At 73.4% G+C, this 26,542-nt stretch carries 23 protein-coding genes; 16 read left to right on the top strand and 7 right to left on the bottom strand.

Annotated elements, in window-relative coordinates; all coding sequences use genetic code 11:
• The first annotated feature begins 12 nt into the window (after positions 1–12).
• Positions 13–930, top strand: a complete 918-nt coding sequence (locus TNCT1_RS22250; protein WP_143634908.1) for a carbon-nitrogen hydrolase family protein — start codon at positions 13–15, stop codon at positions 928–930.
• A complete protein-coding gene (locus TNCT1_RS22245) occupies positions 927–2,312 on the top strand; it encodes an APC family permease (protein ID WP_143634906.1) in 1,386 nt (461 codons plus the stop codon). The genes TNCT1_RS22250 and TNCT1_RS22245 overlap by 4 nt, the downstream gene beginning before the upstream one ends.
• 123 nt (positions 2,313–2,435) lie before the next feature.
• Here the strand turns inward: TNCT1_RS22245 and TNCT1_RS22240 are convergent, their stop codons facing one another.
• On the bottom strand, positions 2,436–3,599 hold the full coding sequence (locus TNCT1_RS22240) for a YeiH family protein (RefSeq protein ID WP_235902820.1): 1,164 nt from the start codon (positions 3,597–3,599) through the stop codon (positions 2,436–2,438).
• An 11-nt stretch (positions 3,600–3,610) separates the two neighbouring features.
• Between TNCT1_RS22240 and TNCT1_RS22235 the strand changes: the two genes are divergently transcribed.
• The 11 genes from TNCT1_RS22235 to TNCT1_RS22185 all read left to right on the top strand — a co-directional run bounded on the left by TNCT1_RS22235 (position 3,611) and on the right by TNCT1_RS22185 (position 16,771).
• Complete coding sequence (locus TNCT1_RS22235) at positions 3,611–4,600, top strand: LysR substrate-binding domain-containing protein (protein ID WP_373920496.1); 990 nt, start codon at positions 3,611–3,613, stop codon at positions 4,598–4,600.
• 221 nt (positions 4,601–4,821) lie between these two features.
• Positions 4,822–5,658 (top strand): alpha/beta fold hydrolase, encoded by an 837-nt coding sequence (locus TNCT1_RS22230; protein ID WP_143634902.1) that lies wholly within the window; start codon positions 4,822–4,824, stop codon positions 5,656–5,658.
• 50 nt (positions 5,659–5,708) lie between these two features.
• On the top strand, positions 5,709–6,794 hold the full coding sequence (locus tag TNCT1_RS22225; protein ID WP_143634900.1) for an LLM class flavin-dependent oxidoreductase: 1,086 nt from the start codon (positions 5,709–5,711) through the stop codon (positions 6,792–6,794).
• A complete protein-coding gene (locus TNCT1_RS22220; protein ID WP_143634898.1) occupies positions 6,791–7,408 on the top strand; it encodes an FMN reductase in 618 nt (205 codons plus the stop codon). The genes TNCT1_RS22225 and TNCT1_RS22220 overlap by 4 nt, the downstream gene beginning before the upstream one ends.
• Positions 7,409–7,476: 68 nt before the next feature.
• Positions 7,477–8,469: a helix-turn-helix domain-containing protein gene (locus TNCT1_RS22215; protein ID WP_143634896.1), complete on the top strand. Its 993-nt coding sequence runs from the start codon at positions 7,477–7,479 to the stop codon at positions 8,467–8,469.
• 122 nt (positions 8,470–8,591) lie between these two features.
• Positions 8,592–9,725, top strand: coding sequence for a helix-turn-helix domain-containing protein (locus TNCT1_RS22210; RefSeq protein ID WP_143634893.1), 1,134 nt, complete (start codon positions 8,592–8,594; stop codon positions 9,723–9,725).
• 204 nt (positions 9,726–9,929) lie between these two features.
• Positions 9,930–12,683, top strand: a complete 2,754-nt coding sequence (locus TNCT1_RS22205) for a helix-turn-helix transcriptional regulator (RefSeq protein WP_143634891.1) — start codon at positions 9,930–9,932, stop codon at positions 12,681–12,683.
• A 67-nt stretch (positions 12,684–12,750) separates the two neighbouring features.
• A complete protein-coding gene (locus tag TNCT1_RS22200) occupies positions 12,751–13,524 on the top strand; it encodes an alpha/beta fold hydrolase (protein WP_235902819.1) in 774 nt (257 codons plus the stop codon).
• A 270-nt stretch (positions 13,525–13,794) separates the two neighbouring features.
• Positions 13,795–15,039, top strand: coding sequence for an ABC transporter substrate-binding protein (locus TNCT1_RS22195; RefSeq protein ID WP_235902817.1), 1,245 nt, complete (start codon positions 13,795–13,797; stop codon positions 15,037–15,039).
• Between the two features lie 52 nt (positions 15,040–15,091).
• Complete coding sequence (locus TNCT1_RS22190) at positions 15,092–15,946, top strand: carbohydrate ABC transporter permease (RefSeq protein ID WP_143635117.1); 855 nt, start codon at positions 15,092–15,094, stop codon at positions 15,944–15,946.
• 9 nt (positions 15,947–15,955) lie between these two features.
• On the top strand, positions 15,956–16,771 hold the full coding sequence (locus TNCT1_RS22185; protein WP_143634889.1) for a carbohydrate ABC transporter permease: 816 nt from the start codon (positions 15,956–15,958) through the stop codon (positions 16,769–16,771).
• A gap of 52 nt (positions 16,772–16,823) precedes the next feature.
• Here TNCT1_RS22185 and TNCT1_RS22180 read toward each other — a convergent pair whose 3' ends face one another.
• The 4 genes from TNCT1_RS22180 to TNCT1_RS22165 all read right to left on the bottom strand — a co-directional run bounded on the left by TNCT1_RS22180 (position 16,824) and on the right by TNCT1_RS22165 (position 20,793).
• Positions 16,824–17,561 (bottom strand): YoaK family protein, encoded by a 738-nt coding sequence (locus TNCT1_RS22180; RefSeq protein WP_143634887.1) that lies wholly within the window; start codon positions 17,559–17,561, stop codon positions 16,824–16,826.
• On the bottom strand, positions 17,542–18,066 hold the full coding sequence (locus TNCT1_RS22175; RefSeq protein WP_143634885.1) for a DoxX family protein: 525 nt from the start codon (positions 18,064–18,066) through the stop codon (positions 17,542–17,544). The genes TNCT1_RS22180 and TNCT1_RS22175 overlap by 20 nt, the downstream gene beginning before the upstream one ends.
• A gap of 42 nt (positions 18,067–18,108) precedes the next feature.
• Complete coding sequence (locus TNCT1_RS22170) at positions 18,109–18,771, bottom strand: hydrolase (protein ID WP_143634883.1); 663 nt, start codon at positions 18,769–18,771, stop codon at positions 18,109–18,111.
• 132 nt (positions 18,772–18,903) lie between these two features.
• Positions 18,904–20,793 carry an amidohydrolase gene (locus TNCT1_RS22165; RefSeq protein ID WP_143634881.1) on the bottom strand — a complete coding sequence of 630 codons (1,890 nt, stop codon included), beginning with the start codon at positions 20,791–20,793 and terminating at the stop codon, positions 18,904–18,906.
• A 393-nt stretch (positions 20,794–21,186) separates the two neighbouring features.
• On the opposite strand from TNCT1_RS22165, the gene TNCT1_RS22160 reads away from it, so the two are divergent.
• Positions 21,187–22,158 carry an alpha/beta hydrolase gene (locus tag TNCT1_RS22160; protein ID WP_143634879.1) on the top strand — a complete coding sequence of 324 codons (972 nt, stop codon included), beginning with the start codon at positions 21,187–21,189 and terminating at the stop codon, positions 22,156–22,158.
• A gap of 97 nt (positions 22,159–22,255) precedes the next feature.
• Here the strand turns inward: TNCT1_RS22160 and TNCT1_RS22155 are convergent, their stop codons facing one another.
• Both TNCT1_RS22155 and TNCT1_RS22150 read right to left on the bottom strand, forming a co-directional pair.
• Positions 22,256–23,401: a low temperature requirement protein A gene (locus TNCT1_RS22155; protein WP_143634877.1), complete on the bottom strand. Its 1,146-nt coding sequence runs from the start codon at positions 23,399–23,401 to the stop codon at positions 22,256–22,258.
• Positions 23,402–23,487: 86 nt separating this feature from the next.
• A complete protein-coding gene (locus TNCT1_RS22150) occupies positions 23,488–23,883 on the bottom strand; it encodes a hypothetical protein (RefSeq protein WP_143634875.1) in 396 nt (131 codons plus the stop codon).
• Positions 23,884–24,111: 228 nt separating this feature from the next.
• On the opposite strand from TNCT1_RS22150, the gene TNCT1_RS22145 reads away from it, so the two are divergent.
• On the top strand, positions 24,112–24,687 hold the full coding sequence (locus tag TNCT1_RS22145; protein ID WP_143634873.1) for a Dps family protein: 576 nt from the start codon (positions 24,112–24,114) through the stop codon (positions 24,685–24,687).
• Between the two features lie 261 nt (positions 24,688–24,948).
• Positions 24,949–26,469 carry a catalase gene (locus tag TNCT1_RS22140; RefSeq protein WP_143634871.1) on the top strand — a complete coding sequence of 507 codons (1,521 nt, stop codon included), beginning with the start codon at positions 24,949–24,951 and terminating at the stop codon, positions 26,467–26,469.
• Positions 26,470–26,542 lie beyond the last annotated feature (73 nt).

The following is a 26,542-nucleotide window of genomic DNA, read 5'->3' as shown; positions in this document are numbered from 1 at the left end:
ACCCGGTGCCCCATGTCCCGACCCCTCCCTCTCCTGCTGGCCCAGGCGGCCCAGCGCCCGGCCGACGACCTGGACGGCCTGGCCGCCGACGTGCGAAAGCGCACGACGGGGCTCCCCGCCGCGCCGCTGGTCGTATATCCCGAGCTGCATCTCGGCGCCCCCGCGGGCGGTGCCGCGCTCACCCCCGCCGAGCTGCCGGAAGCCCTCGCCGAACCCCTGGACGGCCCCCGTGACCGCGCCCTCGCCGAGATCGCCGGCGACCTGGGCGTCTGGCTCGCCCCGGGCAGCGTCTACGAGCGGGGGGCCGACGGGCGCGTGTACAACACCGCCCCCGTGTACTCCCCGCGCGGCGAGCGGATCGCCGCCTACCGCAAGGTCTTCCCGTGGCGGCCCTACGAGACCGTCGCCCCCGGCTCCGGGTTCACCGTCTTCGATCTCGACGGCATCGGCCGCGTGGGACTGTCCATCTGCTACGACGCGTGGTTCCCGGAGACCACCCGCCACCTGGCCTGGATGGGCGCGGAGCTGGTGCTGAACTTCGTGCTGACCTCCGGCAGCGACCGGGCCCAGGAGACCGTGCTGGCCCGCGCCAACGCCATCGTCAACCAGGTGTTCGTCGCCAGCGTCAACTGCGCCGCCCCCGCCGGCACCGGCCGCAGCCTGCTCGTGGACCCGCAGGGCAACGTGCGCTCCGAGGCCGCGGCCGACAGCGACACCACCCTCACCGACGTGATCGACCTGGACGAGGTCGCCAACGTACGCCGTCTGGGCACCGCCGCGCTCAACCGGCCGTGGGAGCAGTTCCGCCCCGACGACCAGCCCCTGGCCCTGCCCCTGTACCAGGGCCGCATCGACCCCGCCGCCTGGGCCGGCGACACCGGCGCCCGCACCGAGACCCGCCGTACCCTCGGGGAGGAGAGCAACCCGTGACAGACCAGCCCACCCGTATGCGAGGAGACCTCGGACTGTTGTCCGTGGTCGCCTTCGGCGTCGCCTACATGGCCCCCGCCGTCGTCATGTCGATCTTCGGCGTCATCGCCGCCACCAGCAAGGGCGCCGCGCCGACCGCCTACGCCATCGCCACCGGCGCCATGCTGCTGACCGGCCTCAGCTACGCCAAGATGGCCAAGGTCCACCCCAGCTCCGGCTCCGTGTACACCTACGCCCGCAAGGAGCTGGACTCCCGGGTCGGCTTCCTGGCCGGATGGGCCCTGCTGCTCGACTACCTCTTCCTGCCGATGGTCGCCTGGCTCATCCAGGCCATCTACCTGCACGCCCAGTTCCCGGCCGTGCCGGAGTGGGCCTGGCTGGTCATCAACGTGGTGCTCGCCACCGTCATCAACATCGTCGGCCTCAAGGTCGCCGACCGGGTCAACCGGGTGCTGCTGCTCGGCGTCACCGCCGTCCTGGTCGTGCTCGCGGTGCTGTGCGTCCACTACGGACTCGGCCACGGCGGCACCGCCTCGGCCGGCCACGCCTTCTGGAACCACGCCACCAGCTTCTCCGCCGTCACCGCCGCCGCGGCCGTCGCCGCCTACGCCTTCCTCGGCTTCGACGCGGTGAGCACCCTGAGCGAGGAGGTGCGCGACCCGCGGCGCACGATCCCGCGCAGCATCATCCTGACCGTGCTGACCGGCGGCGGCATCTTCATCGTCATCTCCTTCCTGATGCAGTGGGCCCACCCGGGCGGTTCCTTTCCCGACCAGGACTCCGCCGGGTACCTGCTGTCCACCACCGTCGGCGGGAAGACGTTCGCGGACGTCGCCAACATCGTCGGCATGCTGGGCGGGTTCGCCTCCTGCGTCGCCATCCAGGCCAGCACCAGCCGCCTGATGTTCGTCATGGGCCGGGACGGCGCCCTGCCGCGCCGCGTCTTCGGACGCCTGCACCGCAAGCTGCTCACCCCCGTCACCAATGTGCTGGTGATCGGCGCGGTCGGCCTGCTGGCCATGAACCTCTCGCTCGCCGACGCCACCTCCTTCATCAACTTCGGCGCGTTCCTGGGCTTCACGCTCGTCAACGTCTGTGTGATCGCCTACGCCGTGCGGCAGTGGCGTTCCGGCACCCGCCACTCGCCCGTGCGGTACCTCCTCCTGCCGGCCGCCGGCGCCGCGGTCGACGTCTACCTGATCACCCAGCTCGGCGGCACCGCGGTGAGACTGGGCCTCGGCTGGCTGGTCATCGGGATCGTCTGGCTCGCGGTGATCACCAAGGGCTTCCGCCGCCCCGCCCCAGAGATGCGGCTCGGATCTGACGGCGAAGCGGGGCCCGCGGAGCCGGAAGCCTCCGACCCCCTCCTGCCTACGGCGTGAACCACCCCCGGGGCTCCCGGCCGCGCTCGGCGGCCGCTCCCGGCCGCCGAGCGCGGCCGGGAGCCCTGGCGCGTGCGAGTCACAGGTACCGGGACGCAGGCACCGCGAGACACAGGTACCGGGTCACAGGTACCGGGTCGCGAACTGGACCGCCAGGCTGGTGGCGGAGACGACCAGCCACAGGCAGCCGCCCAGCAGCAGGGGAGCGGGGCCGGTCCGGCGCAGTCCGGCGGGCTCGGTGGACAGGCCGATCGCGGACAGTGCGACGGTGATCAGGAAGCCGGCGAGCGAGCCGAGCGGGCCGTGGGCGGCGGCCGGGACGAGGCCTGCGGTGTTCGCGGCCGCCAGGACGAGGAAACCGACGAGGAACCACGGCACCAGCCGGCCGACGCGCACCGGAGCGGGCAGGGCCCGTTTCGGGTCCGCCGGGGCGGCGCCGGCGGCCGCGTCCGCCGTCCGCGCGCGGCGGCGGGCGAGGGCGGCGAGGCCCAGGCAGACCGGGATGATCAGCAGGGTGCGGGCCAGCTTGACCACCACCGCGTAGTCGGCCGCCGGGCCGCCGTAGGTGGTGGCGGCGGCGACCACCGACGACATGTCGTTGACCGCGGTGCCGGCGAACAGGCCGAAGGCGTGCTGGCCCAGGCCCAGCAGATGCCCGAGGGCGGGGAACGTCAGCACCGCGGCGATGTTGAACACGAAGATCGTGGAGACGGCGTAGGCCACCTCCGCCTCGGCCGCGCCGATGACCGGCGTCACCGCGGCGATCGCGGAGGCCCCGCAGATGCCGGTGCCCACACCGATCAGGGTGCGCAGGTCGCGGACGACGCCGAGGCGGCGCCCGATCCAGTACGCCGCCGCCAGGCAGACCGCCAGGGTCACCAGCATCACCGGCAGCGAGCCGGCCCCGACCCGCAGCACCTGGCCGAGGGAGAGCTGCGCGCCCAGCAGCACCACCGCCGCCTGCAGCACTCCGCGCGCGGCGAAGGCGACACCGGGCCGCGTCCGCTCGCCCGGCCGCACCGCCACCGCCACCAGCACCCCCAGCACGATCCCGCTCACCGGCCCGCCGACGACGGGGACCAGCCGGCCCAGCGCGGTCGCCACGAGAGCGACGCCCACGGCCAGGGCGAGCCCGGGCAGCTGGGCGGCGAAACCGTGGAACCGGGCGGCGCGGGCGGAACGGAGCGGGCGGGTTGTCCCTGACCGGGAGAGGCTGGCGTCCTTCATGATCACCACTCTGGGCGCCCCCGCCCCCGCGCTGTAGCCCTCGATCGGGCAGGAGGTCATAGCGAGAACGTATGACCGGTACATACGCTGGGGCTGTGACAAACGCTCCCGTTCCGGATCCCCGCGCCGGCCTCCTCCCGCCGCGCACCCCCGACCTGGAGTCGCTGCGGCTCCTAGTCCTGGTGGCCGACCTCGGCAGCCTGGGCCGGGCGGCCGAGCGGCTGCGGATCTCCCAGCCGTCCGCGAGCCGCCGGCTGTCCACGCTGGAACGCGGACTGGGCCTGGTGCTGGTCGACCGGACCCGCCGCGGCTCCCGGCCGACCCTCGCCGGACAGGTCGTCGCCGGGCACGCCCGGCGGGTCCTGGACGAGCTGGACCAGCTTCTCGCCGGGGCCGGCAGGCTGCGCGACCGGCGGGAGGCCGAGCTGCGCGTCGCCGCCAGCCTGACCATCGCGGAGTACCTGCTGCCGGCCTGGATCAGCGAGCTGCGCGGCCGCCGGCCCGAGCTGTACATCGGACTGCAGGTGACCAACAGCGAGCAGGTGCCCGAGCTGGTCGAGTCCGGCGAGGCCGACATCGGGTTCATCGAGGGCCCGCGCCTGTCCCGCGTGATGTCCACCCGGCAGGTGGCCGAGGACCGGCTCGTGGTCGTGGTCGACCCCGCCCACCCGTGGGCCCGGCGGCACGAGCCGCTGTCGGCGCGGGAGCTGTCCCGCGCGCCGCTCGTCCTGCGGGAGAGCGGCTCCGGCACCCGCCAGACCCTGGACCGCGCCCTGCACCTCGCCGGCTGCGAACGCGTCCGGCCCCTGGTGGAGCTGGGCTCGACGGCCGCCGTGCGCGGCGCGGTGATCGCCGGCACCGGGCCGTCCGTGCTGAGCGAGCTGGCCGTGCGCGGGGACATCGCCGAGGGCCGGCTGATCGGCGTCGACGTCGCGGGCGTCGACCTCACGCGCGACCTGCGCGCGGTCTGGCCGACCGGGCGGCGTCTGGTGGGCCCGGCCGCGGAGCTCGTCACGGTGGCCCGCCGGGCGTTCACCGCCGGGCGGGCGCCCGGGGCGTAGGGTCACCGCCGAAGCGCCCGTGCGTCCGGCGGCCGCGGGCCCGTCACCGCCGAAGCGCCCGTACGTCCGGCGGCCGCGGTCCCGCGCGCACCGGGCGCCGCACCCCCTGCCCGGGATCACTGCGCTCGCGGGCTACGACGGGTGCACCGTGCGACAACCGCCGGCCCACCGGGCGGCCTAGCGTGACGGCGTTCCCGACATCGACACCAAGGACGCCACACATGCCGTACATCACCGTTGGCCAGGAGAACTCCACCGCCGTCGAGCTCTACTACGAGGACCACGGCGCCGGACAGCCGGTCGTCCTCATCCACGGCTTCCCGCTCGACGGCCACTCCTGGGAGCGGCAGAGCGCCGTGCTGCTCGAGGCCGGCTACCGCGTGATCACCTACGACCGGCGCGGCTTCGGCCGGTCCAGCCAGCCCACCACCGGCTACGACTACGACACCTTCGCGGCCGACCTGAACACCGTGATGGAGACCCTCGACCTGCGGGACGCCGTCCTCGTCGGATTCTCGATGGGCACCGGTGAGGTCGCCCGGTACGTGTCCAACCACGGCTCCGGCCGCGTCGCCAAGGTCGCCTTCCTGGCCTCGCTCGAGCCCTGCCTGCTCAAGAGCGACGACAACCCCGACGGGGTGGCCCCGAAGGAGTTCTTCGACGGCGTCGTCGCGGCCGTCAGGGCGGACCGCTACGCGTACTACACCGACTTCTTCAAGGACTTCTACAACCTGGACGAGAACCTCGGCACCAGGATCAGCGAAGAGGCCGTGCGCAACAGCTGGAACGTCGCCGCGTCCGGCGGCTTCTTCGCGGCGGCCGCCGCGCCGTCGACCTGGTACACCGACTTCCGCGCCGACATCCCGGCCGTCGACGTCCCGGCGCTGATCCTGCACGGCACGGGCGACCGCATCCTGCCCGTCGAGGGGACCGCCCGGCCGTTCCGCAAGGCCCTTCCGGCCGCGGACTACGTGGAGATCGAGGGCGCCCCGCACGGCCTGCTGTGGACCCACGCCGAAGAGGTCAACGCGGCCCTCCTCGCCTTCCTGGCGAAGTGACCCCCGCCGGCCCGGCCCCCGCACAGCCGCCCGAACGAACAAGAGGCCCCATGCAATTCGGAATTTTCTCGGTGGGGGACGTCACCCCCGATCCGGCCGACGGCCGTACCCCGTCGGAGAGCGAGCGCATCAAGGCGATGGTCGCCATCGCGCTGAAGGCGGAGGAGGCCGGCCTGGACGTCTTCGCGACCGGTGAGCACCACAACCCGCCGTTCGTGCCGTCGTCGCCGACCACCATGCTCGGCTACATCGCCGCCCGCACCGAGAAGCTGGTCCTCTCCACCGCCACGACGCTGATCACCACCAACGACCCGGTGAAGATCGCCGAGGACTACGCGATGCTCCAGCACCTGGCCGACGGGCGCGTGGACCTGATGATGGGGCGCGGCAACACCGGCCCGGTGTACCCGTGGTTCGGGCAGGACATCCGGCAGGGCGTCAACCTGGCCAAGGAGAACTACGCGCTGCTGCGCAGGCTGTGGCGCGAGGACGTCGTGGACTGGGAGGGGAAGTTCCGCACGCCGCTGCAGGGCTTCACCTCCACGCCCCGGCCGCTGGACGGTGTGCCGCCGTTCGTCTGGCACGGCTCCATCCGGACCCCGGAGATCGCCGAGCAGGCGGCCTTCTACGGCGACGGCTTCTTCCACAACAACATCTTCTGGCCGGCCGAGCACACGCGGCGCATGGTCCAGCTCTACCGGCGGCGCTACGCCTTCCACGGCCACGGCCGGCCCGAAGAGGCCATCGTCGGCCTCGGCGGGCAGGTGTTCATGCGCAGGAACTCCCAGGACGCCGTACGCGAGTTCCGTCCCTACTTCGACAACGCGCCCGTCTACGGGCACGGGCCGTCGCTGGAGGAGTTCACGCGGGAGACTCCGCTGACGGTGGGCTCGCCGCAGCAGGTGATCGAACGGACGCTGTCCTTCCGTGAGACCGTCGGCGACTACCAGCGCCAGCTCTTCCTGATGGACCACGCGGGGCTGCCCCTGAAGACCGTCCTGGAGCAGATCGACATCCTCGGCGAGGAAGTGGTGCCCGTGCTGCGTAAGGAGTTCGCCATCGGCCGCCCGGCCGACGTGCCGGACGCCCCCACCCACGAGTCCCTGCGCAGCGTCCGGGAGGTGTCCGCCGCATGAGGCTCGTCGTCGTCTCGGCGGGTCTGAGCACCCCGTCCTCCACCCGCCTGCTCGCCGACCGCCTCGCCGAGGCGGCCCGCGGCGAACTCGCCGCCCAGGGCCACGACGTGCGCGTCGACGTCGTCGAGCTGCGCGAACTGGCCGTCGCCATAGCCAACAACTTCGTGACCGGCTTCCCGTCGGGCCAACTGGCCGCCGCCGTCGACGCGGTGACGGGCGCCGACGGCCTGATCGCCGTGACACCCGTGTTCACCGCCTCCTACAGCGGGCTGTTCAAGTCCTTCTTCGACCTGATCGACCCGGACGCCCTCACCGGGAAACCGGTCCTGGTCGCGGCGACCGGGGGCACCGCCCGCCACTCCCTGGTGCTGGAGCACGCCCTGCGCCCGCTCTTCGCCTACCTGCGCGCCACCGTCGTACCCACCGCGGTGTACGCGGCGTCCGAGGACTGGGGTTCGGGCGGCGACGAGTACACCGAGGGGCTGCCCGCGCGCACCCGGCGGGCGGCCGCCGAGCTGGCCGCCCTCGTGGCGGCCCGTCCGGCGGGGGAGCCGGCCGGGGACGACGATGTCGCCGCCCTGGAACGGCAGCTCTCCGACCTGCGCTTCGACTGACGTGCGCCGGTGCCGCCGCCGGGCGGCACCGGCTCGTGAAGTGCTTGAAAGTTTGAAAGAGTAGTCGCATGACGTCAGCCGCACCTCCGATCGAGGAACCCGACTTCGCCGGCGAACTGCTCGCCACCGCCACGGTGCCGCGTCAGCGGCGGCGGGCCTACTGGCGCGACGCCCTGTCCCGGACCTTCGGCGCCGTGGACATGTCGGTCCCGGAGGAGGTGTGGTGCGGAACGATCCGCACGGCGCCGCTGGGCCGGTTCCGGATCAACGTGGTCGAGGGCGATCTCCAGGAGGCCGTGCGCACGCCTCGGCTCGTCGGACAGGGCGACAACAACGATCACGTGGTGGTGAAACTGCTCAGCAGGGGTGCGGCCCGGCTCGAGCAGGACGGCCGCGACGTGGCCATGCGGCCGGGGGAGGTCTTCATGTACGACATGGCCCGTCCGGTCCGGCTGCGTTTTCCCGACCGGTTCGAGACGAGGTCGCTCGTGCTGCCGAAGCAGGTCCTCGGCGTCGCGGAGTCGGACCTGCGGCAGCTCACCGCCTCGCCCCTCGGCTCCGAGACGGCGGTCGGCGGGCTGCTGTCGGTCCTGCTGTCCCGGCTCGCCGACACCCTGGAGTCGTACCGGCCGCACACCGGCGAACTGCTCGCCCGCAACGTGGTGGACCTGCTGGCCGTCCTCGCCGACGAGCGACTGGGCAGGTCCTCCGCGCAGACCCCGAGCGGCGAGACCGCGATGCGCCTGCGGATCCAGACGTTCATCGGGCGGCACCTCGCCGATCCCGGCCTGACGCCCGAGGGCATCGCCAGCGCGCACCACATCTCCGTGCGCTACCTGCATAAAATCTTCGAGGCCGAGCGGACCACGGTCAGCCGCTGGATCCAGAGCCGCCGCCTGGAGGAGTGCCGGCGGGAGCTGGCCCGCAGGGACGCCCCGGGCCTCGCCATCGCCGCGGTGGCACACCGGTGGGGGTTCACCAGCGCCGCCCACTTCAGCCGGGTGTTCCGGGCCGCCTACGGGATGTCCCCGAGCGAATGGCGCGACGCCCACCGGCCGTAGCCGCGTCCTCTCCGCCGGCCCGCTCCCGGTCCGCCCCCCGATCTCGCGCGTTCATGCGATGTGCTCCCCGCACGCCCGTTGGCACGGTGTGCGCAGTGCACACCGGCTGAAAGGCGGAGATCATGTCGCCGGACATCAGGGCAGCGGAACCCGGGAGGCGGTCCTCGGACACCCTCCGCACCACGGTTCCGGCGCCCGTCCACCCACGACGGACGTACTGGCGCGAAGCCCTGTCCCGGACGTTCGCCGCGGTCGAGGTCGCCGCACCGGAGGAGGCCTGTTCGGACGTCGTCCGCACGGTGCGGCTGGGCCATCTGCGGGTCGCCGAGATGGACGGCGGTCCGCTGCGGGCCCGGCGGACCGAGCGGCTGATCACCCAGGGACAGGACGAGCCCCTGGTCGTCACGCTCCTGGTGAGCGGCGCCGCCCGGGTCGGGCAGGACGGCCGCGAGGTCCCGCTGCTTCCCGGTGAGATCGTCTTCAGCGACATGGGACACCCGATGCAGTGGGAGTTCCCGCAGCCGTTCCGGACGAAGTCCCTCGTCCTGCCGCGGCGGCTGCTGGGCCTTGAGGAACCCGGCCTGCGACGGCTCACGGCGGCGCCCGTCCGCCCCGAGACACCGCTGGGCCAGGTTCTGTCACCCCTGCTGAACCAGCTCGTGGACACCGCGGCGACGTACCCGCCGGCCATAGGCGAGGCGCTGGCCCGCCACCTCGTCGACCTGCTCACCGTCCTGGTCGCGGAGCGGCTCCACCAGGAGGCGGACGACACGCCGGGCACGGCCCGGGCGCTGCTGCCGCGGATCCAGGTGTTCATCGACCGCCACCTCGCCGACCCCGACCTGACACCGGAGGTCATAGCGAGGGCCCACCAGATCTCCGTCCGTTACCTGCACCGGCTCTTCCAGGCCGAGGATGTCACGGTCGGCCGGTGGATCCAGCGCCGTCGGCTGCAGGAGTGCCGACGGGAGCTGGGCCGCCGGGACACGGCGGACCGCACCATCGCCGCGGTGGCCCGCACCTGGGGTTTCACCAGCGCCGCCCACTTCAGCCGGGTGTTCCGGGCCGCCTACGGCATGTCCCCCGCCGAGTGGCGGGACTCCGCGGCGCGAGCGCCCCTCACACCTCCGGCGCCGGGCGCGGCGCCGGACGCGCCGGCCGCCGCGTCGACGGCGTCGCTGCCCCGGCCTCCCCGCCTGCCGGTCTCCCGGCTCCCCGTCCACCGCGCCGACGAGGCCGGGGACACCGCCGCCTGAGGAGCGCGGGGGCCGGCCCTTCCCGTGACGCCTGTACGCCGCCCTCGGCACCGGGCCGCGGACGGCAGTGTGGCCGGCGTCACGCGTCCCAGGTGACCGGTGTGCGCTGAGCCGCCGTTTCTTGCGATAGTTGGCAGAGCCGCCGTCCGGCACGGGCCGGGCACGGCTTCGGCCGGCGGACGCGGACACAGGAGGGGCGTGGGGGTGGCGGGCGCAGGCGAGCCGCTGGCCCGAAGCGGTCTGCGCGGCCGGGAGGCCGAGCTGGAGGAGCTTGAGGCGCTGATCGCCTCGGTGCCCCGCACCGGAGGCGGCGCGCTGGCCCTGATCCGCGGCGAACCGGGCATCGGCAAGACCACGCTCCTCACCGAGGCCGTCGCGAGGGCCACGGCCGCCGGCTTCTCCGTCGGGCTGGGCAAGGCCGACGAGCTGCACCACCTGGTGCCGCTCTCGTCGCTGACCGCCTGCGTCCTGCACGGCGACCGGCCGCTGCTGTCCCCCGACGTCTTCGCCGACCTCACCCGCCACCACGACCAGCGCATCTGGCTGGTGGAGCGGCTGGCGGAGGCGATAGAGGCGAGGGCCGCGGACGTGCCGGTGCTGATCGCGCTGGACGACGTGCAGTGGGCCGACCCGCTCAGCCGGTTCGCCCTGAACCAGCTGCCCGCACGTCTGCGGACCTCCCCCGTCCTGTGGATGCTCACCGCGCGACAGGGCCCCGCCGGCCCGGCGGAGGAGATCGCCGCGGCCGCGAACGGCTCGCTCCCGCGGGTCACCGTGGAACTGGGCCCCCTGTCCGAGACGGCCATCGCCCAGCTGGCCCGCGACACGCTCGGGACGTACGCCGACGAGCGGGTACGGCACCTGCTCGACGGAGCCGGCGGCAACCCGTTCCTGGCGGTCGAGATGCTCACGGGACTGCGCACCGCCCGGCCCTCCGGCGAGCCCGTGCCACCAGGACTCGTGGTGGGGGTGCGCGGCCGGCTCAGCTCTCTGGATCCGGACACCCTGCGCTTCCTGCAGATGGGAGCGGTGCTGGGCCGCCGGTTCGGCTTCCACGACGCCGCCGCGCTCTGCGGCCGGTCGCCCGCCACGCTGATCGGGGCCCTGGAGGAGGCGGTGGGCGCCGGGCTCCTGGACGACGAGGGCGACCACCTGGTCTTCCGGCACGACCTGCTGCGCCAGGCGGTCTACGTCGGCATCCCGCCGTCGGCCCGCAAGGCACTGCACCGTGAGGCCGCCGCCCGCCTCGTCGCCACCGGCCACCAGCCGATCGACGCGGTCTCGCACCTCCTCGAGGGCGCCGTCCCCGGGGACGAGGAAGCGGTGGCGCTCCTGCGGCGAGCCGCCGACGACGTACTGCCGGTCACGCCGGGACTCGCGGCCGACCTGATGACGCGCGCCCTGGACCTGACGCCGTCCGCGAAGCCACTGCGGTTCGACGTGGGCGAGCAGACGATCGTCTGCCTCACCCGGGCCGGCCGGAACCGGGAGGCGCTGCTGACCGGCGACCTGCTGCTCGCCGGGCGGCCGCCCCTGGAGGCGTTCGGCCGGCTGCAGGCCGCCCTCGGCGGGGCGCTGTGGAACCTGGACGTGGCGGACGAACTGCTCCGCCGTACCGAAGCGGCGCTCGCGGTCGGCGGCGCCGCCCCGGAGGTCGGGGCCCGGCTGGCCGCCCTGCGCGCGCTGGCCCTGTCCCGCGGCCGGGACCTCGCCGCGGCGCGCGCGGCGGGCGAGGAAGCGCTGCGGGCCGCCGTCGGGACCGGTGACCGGGAGGCGCACGTACTGGCCCTGTTCGGGCTCGGCGAGATCGCGCTCAACGCGGGTGAGACCACCGGCGCCCTGGAGCGCTTCACCGCGCTCAGCGCCGTCGACCCCGCCTTCCTCCCCGAGGAGATCGTCGCCCACACGCACCTGGACGGCTTCGAGGCGGCGGAACGGCTGCTCCTGCGGGCGGCGGACCAGGACGGGGCGCCCCGGCAGGCCATGCTGATGTGGGCTCAGGGCCAGCGCCACCTGGGGCTCGGCAGACTCGACGACGCCGAGGCCGACTTCGTGACCATGGAGCGCCTCGAGGACGACGTGCAGGTGCCCGTGCAGCAGCTCAACGCCCGGGTGATCCGCTCCCGGATCGCCCTGCTGCGCGGCGACCGGGAGGCGGCCCGGCTGCATCTGGCCGCGGCCCGGGAGAGACTGGCGGCCAAGCCGAACCCGGGCAACACCGCCGCGGTGCGCTTCCTGGAAGCCGTCCACGCCGAGGCCGACGGGGACGCCGCACTCGCCGTCGACAGGATCCGGCAGGTCCAGCAGCAGGGTGACTTCATGCGCTGGCGGCTGCTGCGCACCTGGGTCGGCTCCGCGATCCGCATGGCGCTGCGCGGCGCCGACCGCCCACTCGCCGAGAACCTGGCCGCCCAGGCCGGGGACCACGCCGGCCGCAACCCCGGCGTGGCCACCGCCACCGGCATCGCGGCGCATGCCGCCGGACTCGTCACCGGCGACCTCGCCCTGCTGGAACGCTCGGTGGCACTGCTCGAGTCGAGCCCGCGCCCGCTGGTCCGGGCCACCGCCGGCGCCGATGTCGGGCGGGCGCTGCTGGCCGCGGGCCGGAAGGCCGAGGCCGTCACCGCCCTGACCCGTGCGCACGACGCCTTCGCCCGGTCGGGCGCCCACGCGGCGGCGGCCCGCGTACGCCGCGATCTGGAGGGCGCGGGCGCGGGTGCGGCCGGCCGCAGGCCGGCGGCAGGGGAGCGTCCCGTCCAGGGATGGGACGCGCTCACGGCCTCGGAGCGGAAGGTGGCGCGCCTCATCGCCGAGGGCCACACCAACCGGTCCGCCGCCGACCTGCTCGTCGTCTCGCCGCACACGGTCAACACCCACCTGACCTCCGCCTTCCGCAAGCTGTCGGTGAACTCCCGGGTGCAGCTCGCCAACCTGGTCATGGCCCTGCGCGACCACTGAGCGGGACAGTTGGTACGTTCACGCGAGGCGCGCGAGGCCGGGACGTGCTTCGTTGGAGGGCCAACGCATGGAGGCCACCGACGTGGGACCCACCCCCGAACCGCCGACCGTCGTGCTCGTGCACGGGGCGTTCGCCGACGCCTCCACCTGGACGGGCGTGATCGGTCACCTGCACGCCGCCGGATCGACGGTGCGCGCCCCGGCGAACCCGCTGCGCGGCCTGGCGCAGGACGCCGCGTACATCGAGAGCGTGGTGCGCCGGCTCGGCGCCCCCGTCGTGCTGGTCGGCCACGGCTACGGCGGAGCGGTCATCACCCACGCCGCGACCGGCGCCGACAACATCGTGGCGCTGTGCTACGTCGCGGCGTTCGGCCCCGACACCGGGGAGTGCGTCCTGGACATCACGGGCCGCTTCGCCCCCATGCCGGCGAGCCGGGCGGTGGTCACCGCGCCCGTACCGGCCCCGGGCGCCGCCGGCCCGGAGGAGGAGCTGTACATCCGTACGGAACGGTTCCCCGAGCTGTACGGCGCCGACCTGCCGTCCCACGTCACGAGCGTGCTGTCCGTGGCGCAGCGCCCGATCGCCCGGAGCGCGCTGACCGGACGGTCGGGTCCGCCGGCCTGGGCCGCCAAGCCCTCCTGGTACGCCATCGCGACCGCCGACCGGATGCTCAACCCGGCCGCCCAGCGCTTCATGGCACAGCGCATGGCCGCCACCGAACACGTGCTGGACGGTTCGCACGCCGTCGTGCTGTCACAGCCCGGCGCCGTGGCGGCGATGATCCGGGAAGCCGCCGCACACGGCACGGAGCCCGGCACCGGGCCACGACCGACCCCGTGAGCGCGCCCGCCCGTCGCCGGTGAGCACGGCCGCCCGTTCCCGCTGAGCACGCCCGTACTCCGCGGTGAGCACGCCCGTACTCCCCGGACCGATGCCGGGCCTTCACCGGCGGGGAACGGTACCGGCGGCTCCCGTCCGCCGACCCGGTCGTCCGGGGCCTTCCCCGTATGTTTAGGCTGATCACGTCGCTACGGGACGGCCCCCACGGACTTCGCCGGTACTCCCGAGACCGACCTCCGGCCACTGATGTCACTCGGGAAAGGCACCACCATGTCCCCACCGGCCAGGCCGGCGGTGCGGCGGATCACGGCACTCCTCGGATCCCTCGCGCTGCTCATGGCCGCCACCGGTTGCGGTGGCGGCAACGGATCCGGCACCGGCGAGGTCACCTCCATCACCGCGCTCGACTACTACACGGACGCCACGGAACACGCCCAGTGGACCGAGCGGCTCGACGAGTGCGGCCGGGCCGCCGGCGTGACCGTCGAGCACACGAGCGTTCCGGGGCCGTCGCTGATACCCAAGGTGCTCCAGCGGGCCTCGTCGCGGACCCTGCCCGACCTGCTGATGCTGGACAACCCCGACTTGCAGCAGATCGCCCGGACCGGCGCGCTGACCCCCCTGGACCGGTTCGGCGTCGACTCCACCGGCTTCACCGAGGGCATCCTCTCGGCGGGCACCTACGACGGGAAGCTGTACGGACTCGCGCCCACCGTCGCCACCACCGCCCTGTTCTACAACAAGGACATGCTGTCCGAGGCCGGTGTCGCCGTGCCCCGGACCTGGGACGAGCTGGAGTCGGCGGCGGCCCGGCTGACCCGCCCGGGGCGCTACGGCCTGGCGCTCGACGCGAACGCCACCTTCGAGGGCACCTGGCAGTTCCTGCCCTTCCTGTGGTCCAACGGCGGCGACGAGAAGCACCTGGACAGCCCGCAGGCCGCACAGGCACTCCGGCTGTGGGCCGACCTGCTCCGAAGCGGGTCCATGTCGAAGTCGGTCCTGAACTGGAACCAGGCCGACGTCCACGACCAGTTCGCCGCCGGCCGGGCGGCCATGATGATCAACGGCCCCTGGCGGATCTCCGCCCTGAACAAGGACGAGAACCTGCACTGGGGAGTGGCCCCCCTCCCGGTCCGCCGGGCGGGGCAGTCCCTCGTCACACCGCTCGGCGGCGAGGTGTGGACCGTCCCGCGGAGCGCGTCGACGGCGCGGCAGGAGAAGGCCGCCCGGGTCCTCGCCTGCCTGAACGACCCCGCGCACACGCTCGCCCTCGCAGAGCAGAACTTCACGGTGCCCTCCCGCCTGCCGGTGGCATCCCGGTACGCCCGGCGGGTCCCGTCGATGGCCGTCTTCGCGAAGAGCGTCGAGGGCGCCCGGGCACGCACGGGCGAGCTGGGCGTCGACTGGCCCAAGGCCGCGGCCGCCGTCTACACCGCGATCCAGTCCGCGCTGACGGGCGAACAGACACCAGAGGAGGCGCTCGAGCGTGCGCAGCGGACGGCCACCAGCCCCTGACGGCGACCGGGGCCCGGCCCGGGCACGACTCGGGGCACCGGCCGCCCGGTGGATGTTCCTCGGGCCCGCCGTGGCGTACCTGCTGCTGTTCTTCGGCTACCCGGTCGTCGAGAACACCGCGATGAGCTTCCGGCAGTACACCACCACGACGTTCTTCACCGGCGCGGCGCCGTTCGTGGGGCTGGAGAACTACACGCAGGTGCTGTCCTCCGAACCGTTCACCAAGGCCCTGCTGACGACCCTCCTGTTCACCGCCGGCTCCGTCGCCGGGCAGTTCGTGCCGGGCCTGGCCCTCGCCCTGTTCTTCCGGCGCCGTTTCCCGCTCGGCGGCGTGCTGCGGGCACTGCTGCTCCTGCCGTGGCTGCTGCCCCTGGTCGTCTCCGGAACGACATGGAGGTGGATGCTGGACACGGACACGGGAGTCGTCAACGGGACGCTGCGCCACCTCGGCCTGACGTCCGGCATCCCCTGGCTCACCGGCACGACCCAGGCGCTCGTCTCGGTGGTCCTCATCAACATCTGGGTGGGCATCCCGTTCAACACCACGATCCTGTACGGCGCTCTGCAGGACATACCGGCGCACCTGTACGAGGCGGCGAAGCTGGACGGCGCCGGCCCGGTGGCCTCGTTCCGCCACATCACCTGGCCGCTGCTGCGCCCCGCGGCCGGCGTCGTGCTCCTGCTGGGCGTGATGTACACGCTCAAGACGCTCGACATCATCCTCGTGGTGACGGGCGGAGGACCGGCCGACGCCACGCAGACCCTCGCCACCGTGGCCTACCGGCTGTCCTTCCAGCAGTTCGAGTTCGGGCGCGGAGCCGCGCTGAGCAACGTGCTCATCGTCGTCTCGCTCGGCCTCGCCGTCGTCCACCTGCGCGCCGGCCGGCGCGCCCGCGAGGGCCGGTAGGCGGTGGTCGTGAAGAAGGCGCCCCGCCGCGGCCGGCTGTCCACGGCCGTCGCGGTCCTCGTGCTCGCGCTGATGCTGTTCCCCGTCTACTGGACGGTGAACGCCTCCCTCCAGCCGGCGGGCGGCACCCTCCCGACCGGGTGGGTCCCCCGCCATCCTGACTTCGGCGGCTACGCCACGGCGCTGCGGGACCAGGGAGGCAACCTCGTCACCAGCCTCCTCGTGGCCCTGGGCAGCGTCGTGCTCAGTCTCGCGCTCGCCGCGCCGGCGGCCTACGTGCTCGCCCGGTTCCCCGGCCGGGCAACCGACCTCGTGCTCTTCGGCGTCCTGCTCAGCCAGATGGTGCCGGGCATCGTCGTGGCCGACGCGCTCTACGGCGCCTACAACGACCTGGGACTGCTGAACTCCCACCTCGGCCTGGTCCTCGCCGACTCCACCGCCGGGGTTCCCTTCGCCGTCATCCTCCTGCGTTCCTCCATGCGCGGCATCCCCCGGGAGATCATCGAGGCGGCGCGCGTGGACGGCGCCGGCGAACTGCGCGTCTTCCGCCGCGTGGTGCTGCCGCTGAGCACCAACTCACTGATCACCGCCGCCCTCTTCACCTTCCTCTTCGCGTGGAGCGACCTCCTCTTCGCGCTCACGCTGACCACCACGGAGCAGGTGCGCCCGATCACCCTGGGCCTCTACCAGTACATCGGCGCCCACACGAACCACTGGAACGCCATCATGGCCACCGCCGTCCTGGCATCCGTGCCGGCGGCCGTGCTGCTCGTGGTCGCCCAGCGCCACGTCGCCGCCGGCGCCACGAGCGGAGCCGTCAAGTGAGCCGGCGTGCCGGCCCTGCGGACTCGACCGTGGTCGGCGGCGGGTCGCGGTGTCAAGGGCGGGGCCGGATCCAGGTGGCGGCGGCGGACGACAGGCGATGGGTGATCACGGAGGTGGCCGCGAGCAGGACCAGCGTCAGCGCCAGGGTGAGGACGAGGTGCCCGTGCAGCACCAGCAGGCCTCCGGCCAGGGCGCCGAGGAACATGGCGAGCACGGACAGGATCCGGCGGCCGGGCCGCGGCGCCTCGCCCCCGGCGGCCGGGGAGTCCGCGGCCAGGCCCGTCAGGGTCAGGGTCAGCACGGTGGTGGTGAGGTCCGGGACGCCCAGACGCCGGGCGACCGCGTTCTGCAGGCCCATCGCGATCCCCAGGAACACGATCAGGGTGTACCTGACATCGGTGGTGACGCGCCCGTCGGACAGGGCGGCGGCCACCACGGCGACCGTGACCAGCAGCGTCTGCACGGCCGTCGCCGCGCGCAGCAGGTGCCCGCGGTGCTGGGCGAACCGCGTGCCGAGCCCGCCCCCGGCGATCGCGCCGAGCAGGAACGAGGCCAGCGAGACGACGGACGCCGTCACGGACAGGCCGTCGGCGCCGGCCAGGGCGAACCCCAGGAAGACCACGTTGCCGGTCATGTTGGCGACGAAGACGTGCCCGAGCGCCAGATAGCTCACGGCGTCGACCAGGCCGGTGGCCACCGTCAGGGCCAGCATCAGGGGCGGCAGCGGGCCGTGCCGCTCCTCGCCGCGCGGCACCAGGGTGCGGGCCGCGTCAGTCAGCAGTGCGCGCATACCGCGCTCCTTCCGTCGAGGTGGCCGGACGGCGCAGCACCACACGGGTGAGCAGCGCGCTCGCCGGCCCGATCACGATCGCGGCGACCGCGAGCCACAGCGGCCAGGGCAGGACGCCCAGCGCCCGGTCCGCCGACCACCGCCCCGGCCCGGTGAGGGCCAGCGCGGCGGAGACGGCGACGAGGACGAGTGGGTACTCGTAGCCGTCGTTCTGAACCCACAGCCCCTTGGGCCGCTTCACGGTGCCGGCGACGGTCATCACGCCCATCGCGGCCATCGCCGCCAGGGGCGTGAGCAGACCCGCCGCCAGGAACAGACCGGAACCGATCTGACTGGCCCCCGCGACGACCGCGGTCAGCCGGCCGCCGCGGAAGCCGTCGCGGCGGAACTCCTCGGTCCCGCCCGCCAATCCGCCGCCTCCGAGCCGGAAGCTCACCTTCTGCACTCCGTGACCGGCGATGAGCGAGCCCACCACCAGCCGGAGGACCAACAGTCCAGCGTCCATCGTGTTCCTGTCCGTTCCTGACGTTCCGGTCCGCCGCGGGGCTCAGCCGGCGGCGTGGGCGCCGATGACGGCCTGGGCGTAGACGACACCGAGGCCGTAGGCCCCGGCGTGCTCCTTCACCACGTCCATGACCGCCCCGTAGGTCTCGGCGCGGGCCCAGTCGCGCTGGAGCTCGAGGAGCACCTGCACCCAGGTCACCGGGATCGCGCCGGCCTGCACCATGCGCTGGACCGCGTGCTCGTGCGCCTGCGGGCTGACACCGCCGGACGCGTCGGTGACCACGTAGACCTCGTAGCCCTGGGCGATGGCGGAGAGCGCCGGAAGGACGACGCAGACCTCGGTCCACAGGCCCGCGATGACGAGCTTCCGCCGGCCGGTCGCCTTCACCGCGTCGACGAAGGCGGGGTCCTCCCAGGCGTTCATCGTGGTGCGGTCGACGATCTTCTGGTCCGGGAAGACGTCGGCCAGCTGGGGCATGAGCGGGCCGGAGAAGGACTCGGCGGCCACGGTGCTCAGCACGACCGGCACGTCGAAGGCCCTGGCCGCCTTGGCCAGGCCCACCGTGGAGTTGATGACCGCGGTGCGGTCGCCGCTGCCGGTGCCGAAGAACATCTGCGGCTGGTGGTCCACGAACAGCACCGCGCAGTTGTCCGGGGTGAGCAGGTCGGGGCTGGGAGCCGCGGTGACCTCGGTGATGTCGGTCATGACAGTGAGCCTTTCTCGGTAAGAAGGTGGCGCGGACCGCTGTCCGTGCCGTGGGAAGGACCGTCCGGCGGACGGGGCCATGGGGGTGGCGTCCGGATGGCGCGGCTCAACGGCCGCGCGCCCCGGCCGCGTTCAGAGCACGAAACAGGGGTCGAAGGGCGTGCTCGCCGTCTCCGGCGCGAGGCCGCGCGCGACACGCCACTCGCGGTGCAGCTCGGACTCGGCGACGGCTTCGCCGAGCGCCTCCGCCTGGCGGGCGCCGGGCAGGGGCGCCGGCGGACGGGCCTGGTAGCCGCCGAAGTGCGCGACCGGGCTCCAGGCGGGACCGACGGGCGGCAGTTCCTCGTCGAGCCCCTCGTACTCCGCGGCGGCGTAGACGATCCGGCCGCCGGTCACCGTCAGCAGCGACTCGATGTCCGCGATCCGCGGCTCCGGCACGGTGAAGTAGTCGTCGGACAGCACCGCGAGGTCCGCGTAACAGCCCGGCCGCAGCACGCCCTTGACGTCGGACTCGCCGGTCAGCGCGGCGCCGGCGCGCGTGAACATCGCCAGCGCCGTCTGCCGGTCCACGCGGTTCGCGGGCGGCCGCAGCGCCAGATCGCCGACGGTGCGGCCGCTGACGAGCCAGTGCAGGGCGACCCAGGGGTTGTACGTGGAGACCCGGGTGGCGTCGGTGCCGGCCGCCACGGTCAGCCCGCGGTCCAGCATGGCCCGGATCGGCGGGGCGTCCGCCGCGGCACCGGGACCGTAGCGCCGCAGGAACGCCTCGCCCTGGAAGGACAGCCGGTTCTGCACGGACATGGCGCCGCCCAGCGCGGCGACACGGTCGAGGCTGTCCGCGGAGACCGTCTCCGCGTGGTCGAACAGCCAGCGGTTGCCCGCCGGGAAGAGCCCCTCCGCGGCGAGTTTCTCGAACACCGCCAGGTCACGGCGGATGGTCTCGTCGTACGTGGCGTGCAGCCGGAACCCCCACCCGTTCTCCATGAGCAGGCGCACCGCCTTCTCGAACTCCGCCTCGTAGTCCGGGGCGAGTTCCGGACGCGGCTGGCTGAAGTTCTCGAAGTCGGCGGCGGCCCAGGTGAGGTTCTCGCCGGCGCCGTTCAGCCGCAGCCACGCGTCCCCGTCCTCGGGGCGGGCCGTCTCGATCCAGCGGGCGAGATCGTCGAGCTCCTGACCGGCCGTCTGCGGGAACAGGTGATACGCGATGCGCATCGAGAGCTGCCCGGCCTTGGCCAGTTCGATGACGGTGGCGTAGTTGCCGGGGAAGTTCTGGAACCCGCCGGCGGCGTCGATCGCCGAGGTCAGCCCGAATCTGTTCAGTTCGCGCAGGAAGTGGCGCGTGGAGGACTTTTGGTCCTCGCCCTCCAGCACCGGCGCCTTGGCCAGGGTGGAGTAGAGGATGAGGGCGCTGGGCGCGGCCAGCAGCATGCCGGTCGGTTCCCCGTCCCGGCCCCGCACGATCTGGCCGCCCCTGGGGTCGGGCGTGTCCCTGGTGAAGCCCGCGGCCCTGAGCGCCGCCCGGTTGAGCACGGCCGACTGGTACAGGTGCAGGACGAACACGGGGGTGTCGGGGGCGGCGGCGTTCAGCTCGGCGACCGTCGGCAGCCGGCGTTCGGCGAACTGCTCGGCCGACCAGCCGCCGACCACCCGCACCCACTGGCCCTTCGGGGTGCGGGCGGCCTGTTCCCGCAGCATGGCCAGGCCCTGGCGCAGGCTGCGCACACCGTCCCAGCGCAGTTCCAGCACGTAGTTGAGGCCGCCGCGGATCACGTGCAGATGGGCGTCGTTGAGGCCGGGGACCACCCGTCGCCCGAGGGCGTCGACCACCTTCGTGCCGGGGCCGACACGGGGAGCCACGTCCTTGTCGTCGCCGACGACGGTGATGGCGCCGTCACGGACGGCGAGCGCCTGCGCGTGCGGGCGGCCGGGATCCCCGGTGTGGATCTTCGCGTTGCGGACCACGAGGTCCGCGGCGTCGTCGGTGGCGTGCGGAACGAGCCCGCCGACGGGCATGGTTGACATCTCCTGAAAAACCCCTCCGGGAAGCGATTTCGACCCGAGTCGTCGCCGGCCGCCGGCGGACGGGGGCGGTCCGGCGGTGCGGGAACGCCCGGCTGACCGAGTCGACCGAGAGCGAATTCGCCCTCACCATTTCCGGGGCCAGGACCCCCCGGTGTTCCGCCCGCGCACCGGGGCTTGCCTCACGGTGCACCGGTGCTCGCGGGCCCCCGGCGCCGGGTGGGAGGGCGGCCGGGCGCCGGCAGTGCGCTCGGGGAACAGCGGCGGTGCGCCCGTGGGCAATCGCCGCCCGCCCGGCGGCCCTAGCGTGGCGATCAGCGGACCGGCACGCCCTCGGCGTGACCCGGCCGTACCGCCGGAAGTACCGGCATCCCATGAGCATCCCAGGAGATCCACATGTCCGACGCCGTCGAGCCGGTCAAGCCGGTGCTGGAGCCCGAGGCCGCCGCCTTCGCGGAGGCTACCGCCAACCCGCCCTACCTCTTCGACCTGCCGCCGGCGGAGGGCCGCAAGGCGGTCGACGAGGTGCAGTCCGGCGACATCGACAAGCCCGCGGTCGACGAGGAGTGGATCACCGTCCAGGGTGGTCCGACGGGCACCGTCCGCGCCCGGATCGTCAAGCCCGCGGGCGCCGGGGGCACCCTGCCGGTGATCGTCTACATCCACGGCGCCGGCTGGGTCTTCGGCAACGCCCACACCCACGACCGCCTGGTGCGCGAACTCGCCGTCGGCGCGAACGCCGCGGTCGTCTTCCCCGAGTACGACCTGTCGCCCGAGGCCCGCTACCCGGTCGCCATCGAGCAGAACTACGCCGTCGCCCGGTGGGTCGTGGAGGAGGGCGCGGCCAAGGGGCTCGACGGGTCACGGCTGGCCGTGGCCGGTGACTCCGTCGGCGGCAACATGACCGCCGCGCTGACCCTGATGGCCAAGGAGCGCGGCGACGTCCCGCTGGTCCAGCAGGTGCTGTTCTACCCGGTCACCGACGCGAACTTCGACACCGCCTCGTACCACCAGTTCGCCACCGGCTACTTCCTGCGCCGCGACGGCATGCAGTGGTTCTGGGACCAGTACACCACCGACGAGAGCGAGCGCGCCCGGATCACCGCGTCCCCGCTGCGCGCCACCACCGAGCAGCTCGCGGGTCTGCCGCCGGCCCTGGTCATCACCGGCGAGGCCGACGTGCTCCGCGACGAGGGCGAGGCGTACGCGAACAAGCTCCGCGAGGCCGGCGTCCCGGTCACCGCCGTCCGCTTCCAGGGCGTCATCCACGACTTTGTGATGCTCAACGCGCTGCGCGGCACCCACGCCGCGGAGGCCGCCATCACGATGGCCGTCACCACCCTGCGCACCGCCCTGCACGGGGCCTGAGGCCCGGCCCCGGGGCCTGTCCGCCGGAGCGGACCCGACCGGGGCGGTACCCGCTGCGCGGACGAGCGTGTTTTCGTCCGCGCAGTGGTGTCTCCGCCTACTCCGGTGGCCGCTCGTCCCGGCCGGCCAGGGCGACCACGACGACCAGGGCCGCCGCCAGCACTCCGGCGACCAGGGCCGGGGCCGGCGAGAGGGCCGCCGCCAGGGCGGCCGTCGCGACGGCGGGGAACGCCAGCCGTTCGCCCCGGCTCCGTTGGTGCGGCCTGACGTGTACGGCCCACACGGTGGCCAGGTAGACCGTCAGCGGCAGGGTGACCGCGGCGCCCGCCGCCGCCGGCGGGACACCGGGGTGCTCCGTGACCAGCTCGGCGTAGGCCGCCAGACCGGCCCCCTCGGCGGCCGCCGAGGCGAAGACGAGGTAGTGGCCGTAGGCCCAGGGGAACCTCCTGCGATGGGCCTGGTGCGTGGTGGCGAGAAGGGTGTGCGCGGGCCGGTCGAAGTACAGCCACCACATGGAGAAGACCATGAGCAGGCCGCCCGCCGCGAGGGCGTACAGGGCGCCGGCGCCGTGGTGCCGGTCGAAGGCGTCGCGGACCGCGATGCCGGCGGCCGAGACGGTCTCACCGAGCACGATGAGCGTGAACGATTCGTACCGTTCGCCGATGTGGTGCGGATGCCACGGCGTCATCCCGGCGGACTGCGCCCACACCGGCACCGACACCTCCGCCACGATCAGGGCGATGATCGCCGGGAGTCGCGCCGCGGACGGCAGCGCCGGCACGCCGACCCAGCCGGCCTGGCAGACCGTCACTCCGGTGGCGAAGCGGAGGGCGGTGCGCCGCCTGGCCGGATCCGACCGCGCGGCACGCAGCCACTGCGCCGCCAGGGCGGTGCGCAGCACGACGTAGCCCAGCGTGACGACGCGCAGATCGCCCTCCTTGAACGCCCGCGGCACGCCGGCGGCCAGGATCAGGGACCCCGTGAGCTGGACCAGCACCGTCAGCCGGTACGGGACGTCGTCGGGGTCGTAGGCGGAGGCGAACCAGGTGAAGTTCATCCACGCCCACCAGACGGTGAAGAACACCAGCGCGAAGCGCAGCGATCCGGCCAGGTAGTGCCCGTGGGTCACCGCCGCGGCCAGACCGGTGGACGCCTGCGCCACCGCGATGACGAAGCACAGGTCGAAGAGGAGTTCCAGCGACGTCGCGGACCGGTGCGGTTCACCGGGGTCCCGGCCCGGCATGCCGCCGCCCGGTCGCCCGCGCCGTGCTCCGGGCCGCGGCGACCCGCGCCGTGCTCCGGCCCGCAGCGGTGCGGGCAGGGCCGGGCTCAGCGCAGGGCTCCCGGAGCGGCCCCCACCGTCCGGTGGAAGGCGGGGCAGGCGCGGATCGTCCGCCGGAGCCGCTCGACGGGCACTTCCGCGTGCACGGTGACGTTCAGGCGGTACAGCACCTCGCCTCCCGCCGGCCCCGCCGAGGTGACGTTCAGCCCGCACAGCACCTCGCCCCCCGCCCATCCCGCCGAGGTCGCCCCGGTCAGCACCGCGCGGCCGGCCCGGACCGTCATCCTGCCGGGCACGCCTCCCCGGGACGGGCACTCGCCGTCGGCCGTCTCCGCCCCGGCGCCCACCGCCTGCGGCCCGGCCTCCGCCAGGGCGCCCGCAGCGTGCTCGCCGCCCCGCCCCGGCCCCAGGACGACCACATCGGCCCGTTCGCTCACCTTCATGCCTCTCCACGCGTCTCGGCCCACGCCGTGCGCGAGACGCTAGGAGGGGCGGCGCACCGGGGCGTGCCCACGGGCGCACGGGGGCTTGCCCGAGAACGAACACCGGGCGCGAACGCCCCGGTCAGTGCGCTGACGAGCACCACGGCATGCGCTCCTGGACAACGGGCCGGCGGCACGGGCGCCTAGCGTCACTCCGGTACACCCACCCCGGACCGCAGGAGGCGGATCATGACCACCAGCTCCCAGCATGCGAGCAGCCAGCCCTGGCTCCACCAGAAGGGCGAGATCATCCAGGAGTTCGGGACGGTCAAGCAGTTCCCCCTCGCGCTGTCCTACGAGACGCGGATGTACTCCTGCCAGCGGCTCAACAAGGTCCTGGCCGACACCCAGATCCTGTACGGCCTGTACAAGAAGCACCACTGGCTGATGCGCGGGGCGACCTTCTACCAGCTCCACCTGGTGCTGGACAAGCACGCCGGTGAGCAGCTCGAGATCGTCGACGCCCTCGCGGAACGGGTGCAGACCCTGGGCGGCGTCGCGGTGGGGGACCCCCGGCACGTCGCCGAGATCACCTCGGTCCCGCGTCCGCCGGACGGCGTGGAGGAGGTGCCGGCCATGCTGTCGCGGTTGCTCGAGGCCCACGAGACCATCCTGACCGAGGCGCACGACGCGGCCTCGCGCGCCGGTGAGATGGGCGACGACGGCACCGAGGACCTGCTGGTCTCGCAGGTGATCCGGACCGGCGAACTCCAGGCGTGGTTCCTGGCGGAGCACCTGGTCGACACCCCCCTCGTCCGTACCTGAGCCGACGGAGCGCCGGTACTCGGCCGGTCCGGGCCGCAGGGAAGGCGCGCGCGGGCGCCGGGCCGGCGCCCGCGCCCCGTGACTGCTCCGGCCGGCCGACACCGGCCACCCCTGCCGGTGGCGCCCCGGGACGCGAGTGTTTACCCGGCTTCCCGTGGGTCACGTGGTCTGTGGGAGACGACATGCCGGCCGGGAGCGCTCCGCCGCGTCCGCACGGCACGCGGACGCTCGGAGACGACAGCCACCATGGAAGGCAGAGCAATGACGGAGATCCGACCCGCCACGACGACCGACTCCGGCGCACCGGTGGAGAGCGACGAACACTCTCTGACCGTGGGGCCAGGGGGGCCGATCCTGCTGCAGGACGCCTACCTGATCGAGCAGATGGCGCAGTTCAACCGGGAGCGGATTCCCGAGCGCCAGCCGCACGCCAAGGGCAGCGGCGCGTTCGGCCACTTCGAGGTGACCGACGATGTCAGCGCGTACACCAAGGCGGCGCTGTTCCAGCCGGGCGCCCGCACCGACCTGGTCATCCGCTTCTCGACCGTCGCCGGGGAGCGCGGCAGCCCGGACACCTGGCGCGACCCGCGCGGCTTCGCGGTGAAGTTCTACACCAGCGAAGGCAACTACGACATGGTCGGGAACAACACCCCGGTGTTCTTCGTGAAGGACCCGATGAAGTTCCAGCACTTCATCCGGTCCCAGAAGCGCCGCGCCGACAACAACCTGCGCGACCACGACATGCAGTGGGACTTCTGGACCCTCTCCCCGGAGTCCGCCCACCAGGTCACCTGGCTGATGGGGGACCGCGGCATCCCGCGGACCTGGCGCCACATGAACGGTTACACCTCCCACACCTACATGTGGATCAACGCCGCCGGCGAGCGGTTCTGGGTGAAGTACCACTTCAAGACCGACCAGGGCATCGAGTTCTTCACCCAGCACGAGGCCGACCAGATGGCCGCGGCCGACACCGACTACCACACCCGTGATCTCTTCGAGCACATCCGGGACGGCGACTTCCCGAGCTGGACGCTGTACGTGCAGGTGATGCCGTACGAGGAGGCCGCGAACTACCGCTTCAACCCGTTCGACCTGACCAAGGTGTGGCCGCACGGGGACTACCCGCTCATCCCGGTCGGCCGCATGACGCTCGACCGCAACCCCACCGACAACCACGCCCAGATCGAGCAGGCGGCGTTCCAGCCCAACAACTTCGTCCCCGGCATCGGACCGAGCCCGGACCGCATGCTGCTGGCCCGCCTGTTCTCCTACGCGGACGCCCACCGCCACCGCATCGGGGGCAACTACCAGCAGCTGCCCGTGAACGCGCCCGTCGTCGACGTCCACACCTACTCCAAGGACGGGGCGATGGCGTACCGGAACACCACCGACCCGGTTTACGCCCCGAACTCCAAGGGCGGCCCCGCGGCGGACACCGAGCGCTACGGGTCCCCGCCGAGCTGGACGGCCGACGGCGAGATCACCCGCTCCGCCTACGTCTCCCACCCCGAGGACGACGACTGGGGGCAACCGGGCACCCTGGTGCGCGAGGTCATGGACGACGCCGCCCGCGACCGTCTGGTCGACAACGTCGTCGGGCACCTTCTCAACGGAGTGACCGAACCCGTCCTGGAACGGGCCTTCCAGTACTGGTCCAACATCGACGAGACCATCGGCAAGCGCATCGCCGACGGCGTCCGGGCCAAGGCCGCCGAGAAGGACCCCAAGGCCGCCGAACAGGGCAACCCGGCACGCAGCTCCATGCAGCACAAGGCCTGAGCCGCCCGGCCCGCCCGGGAGCGTTGGGGCAGCAGGGGTTCGCGCGCCCGGCGCCCGCATGATGCGGGTCGCC

It is taken from the genome of Streptomyces sp. 1-11 (genome assembly GCF_007176755.1).
In the GTDB taxonomy this organism is placed as follows: domain Bacteria; phylum Actinomycetota; class Actinomycetes; order Streptomycetales; family Streptomycetaceae; genus Streptomyces.
This window is presented reverse-complemented; position numbering and strand designations above follow the sequence as displayed.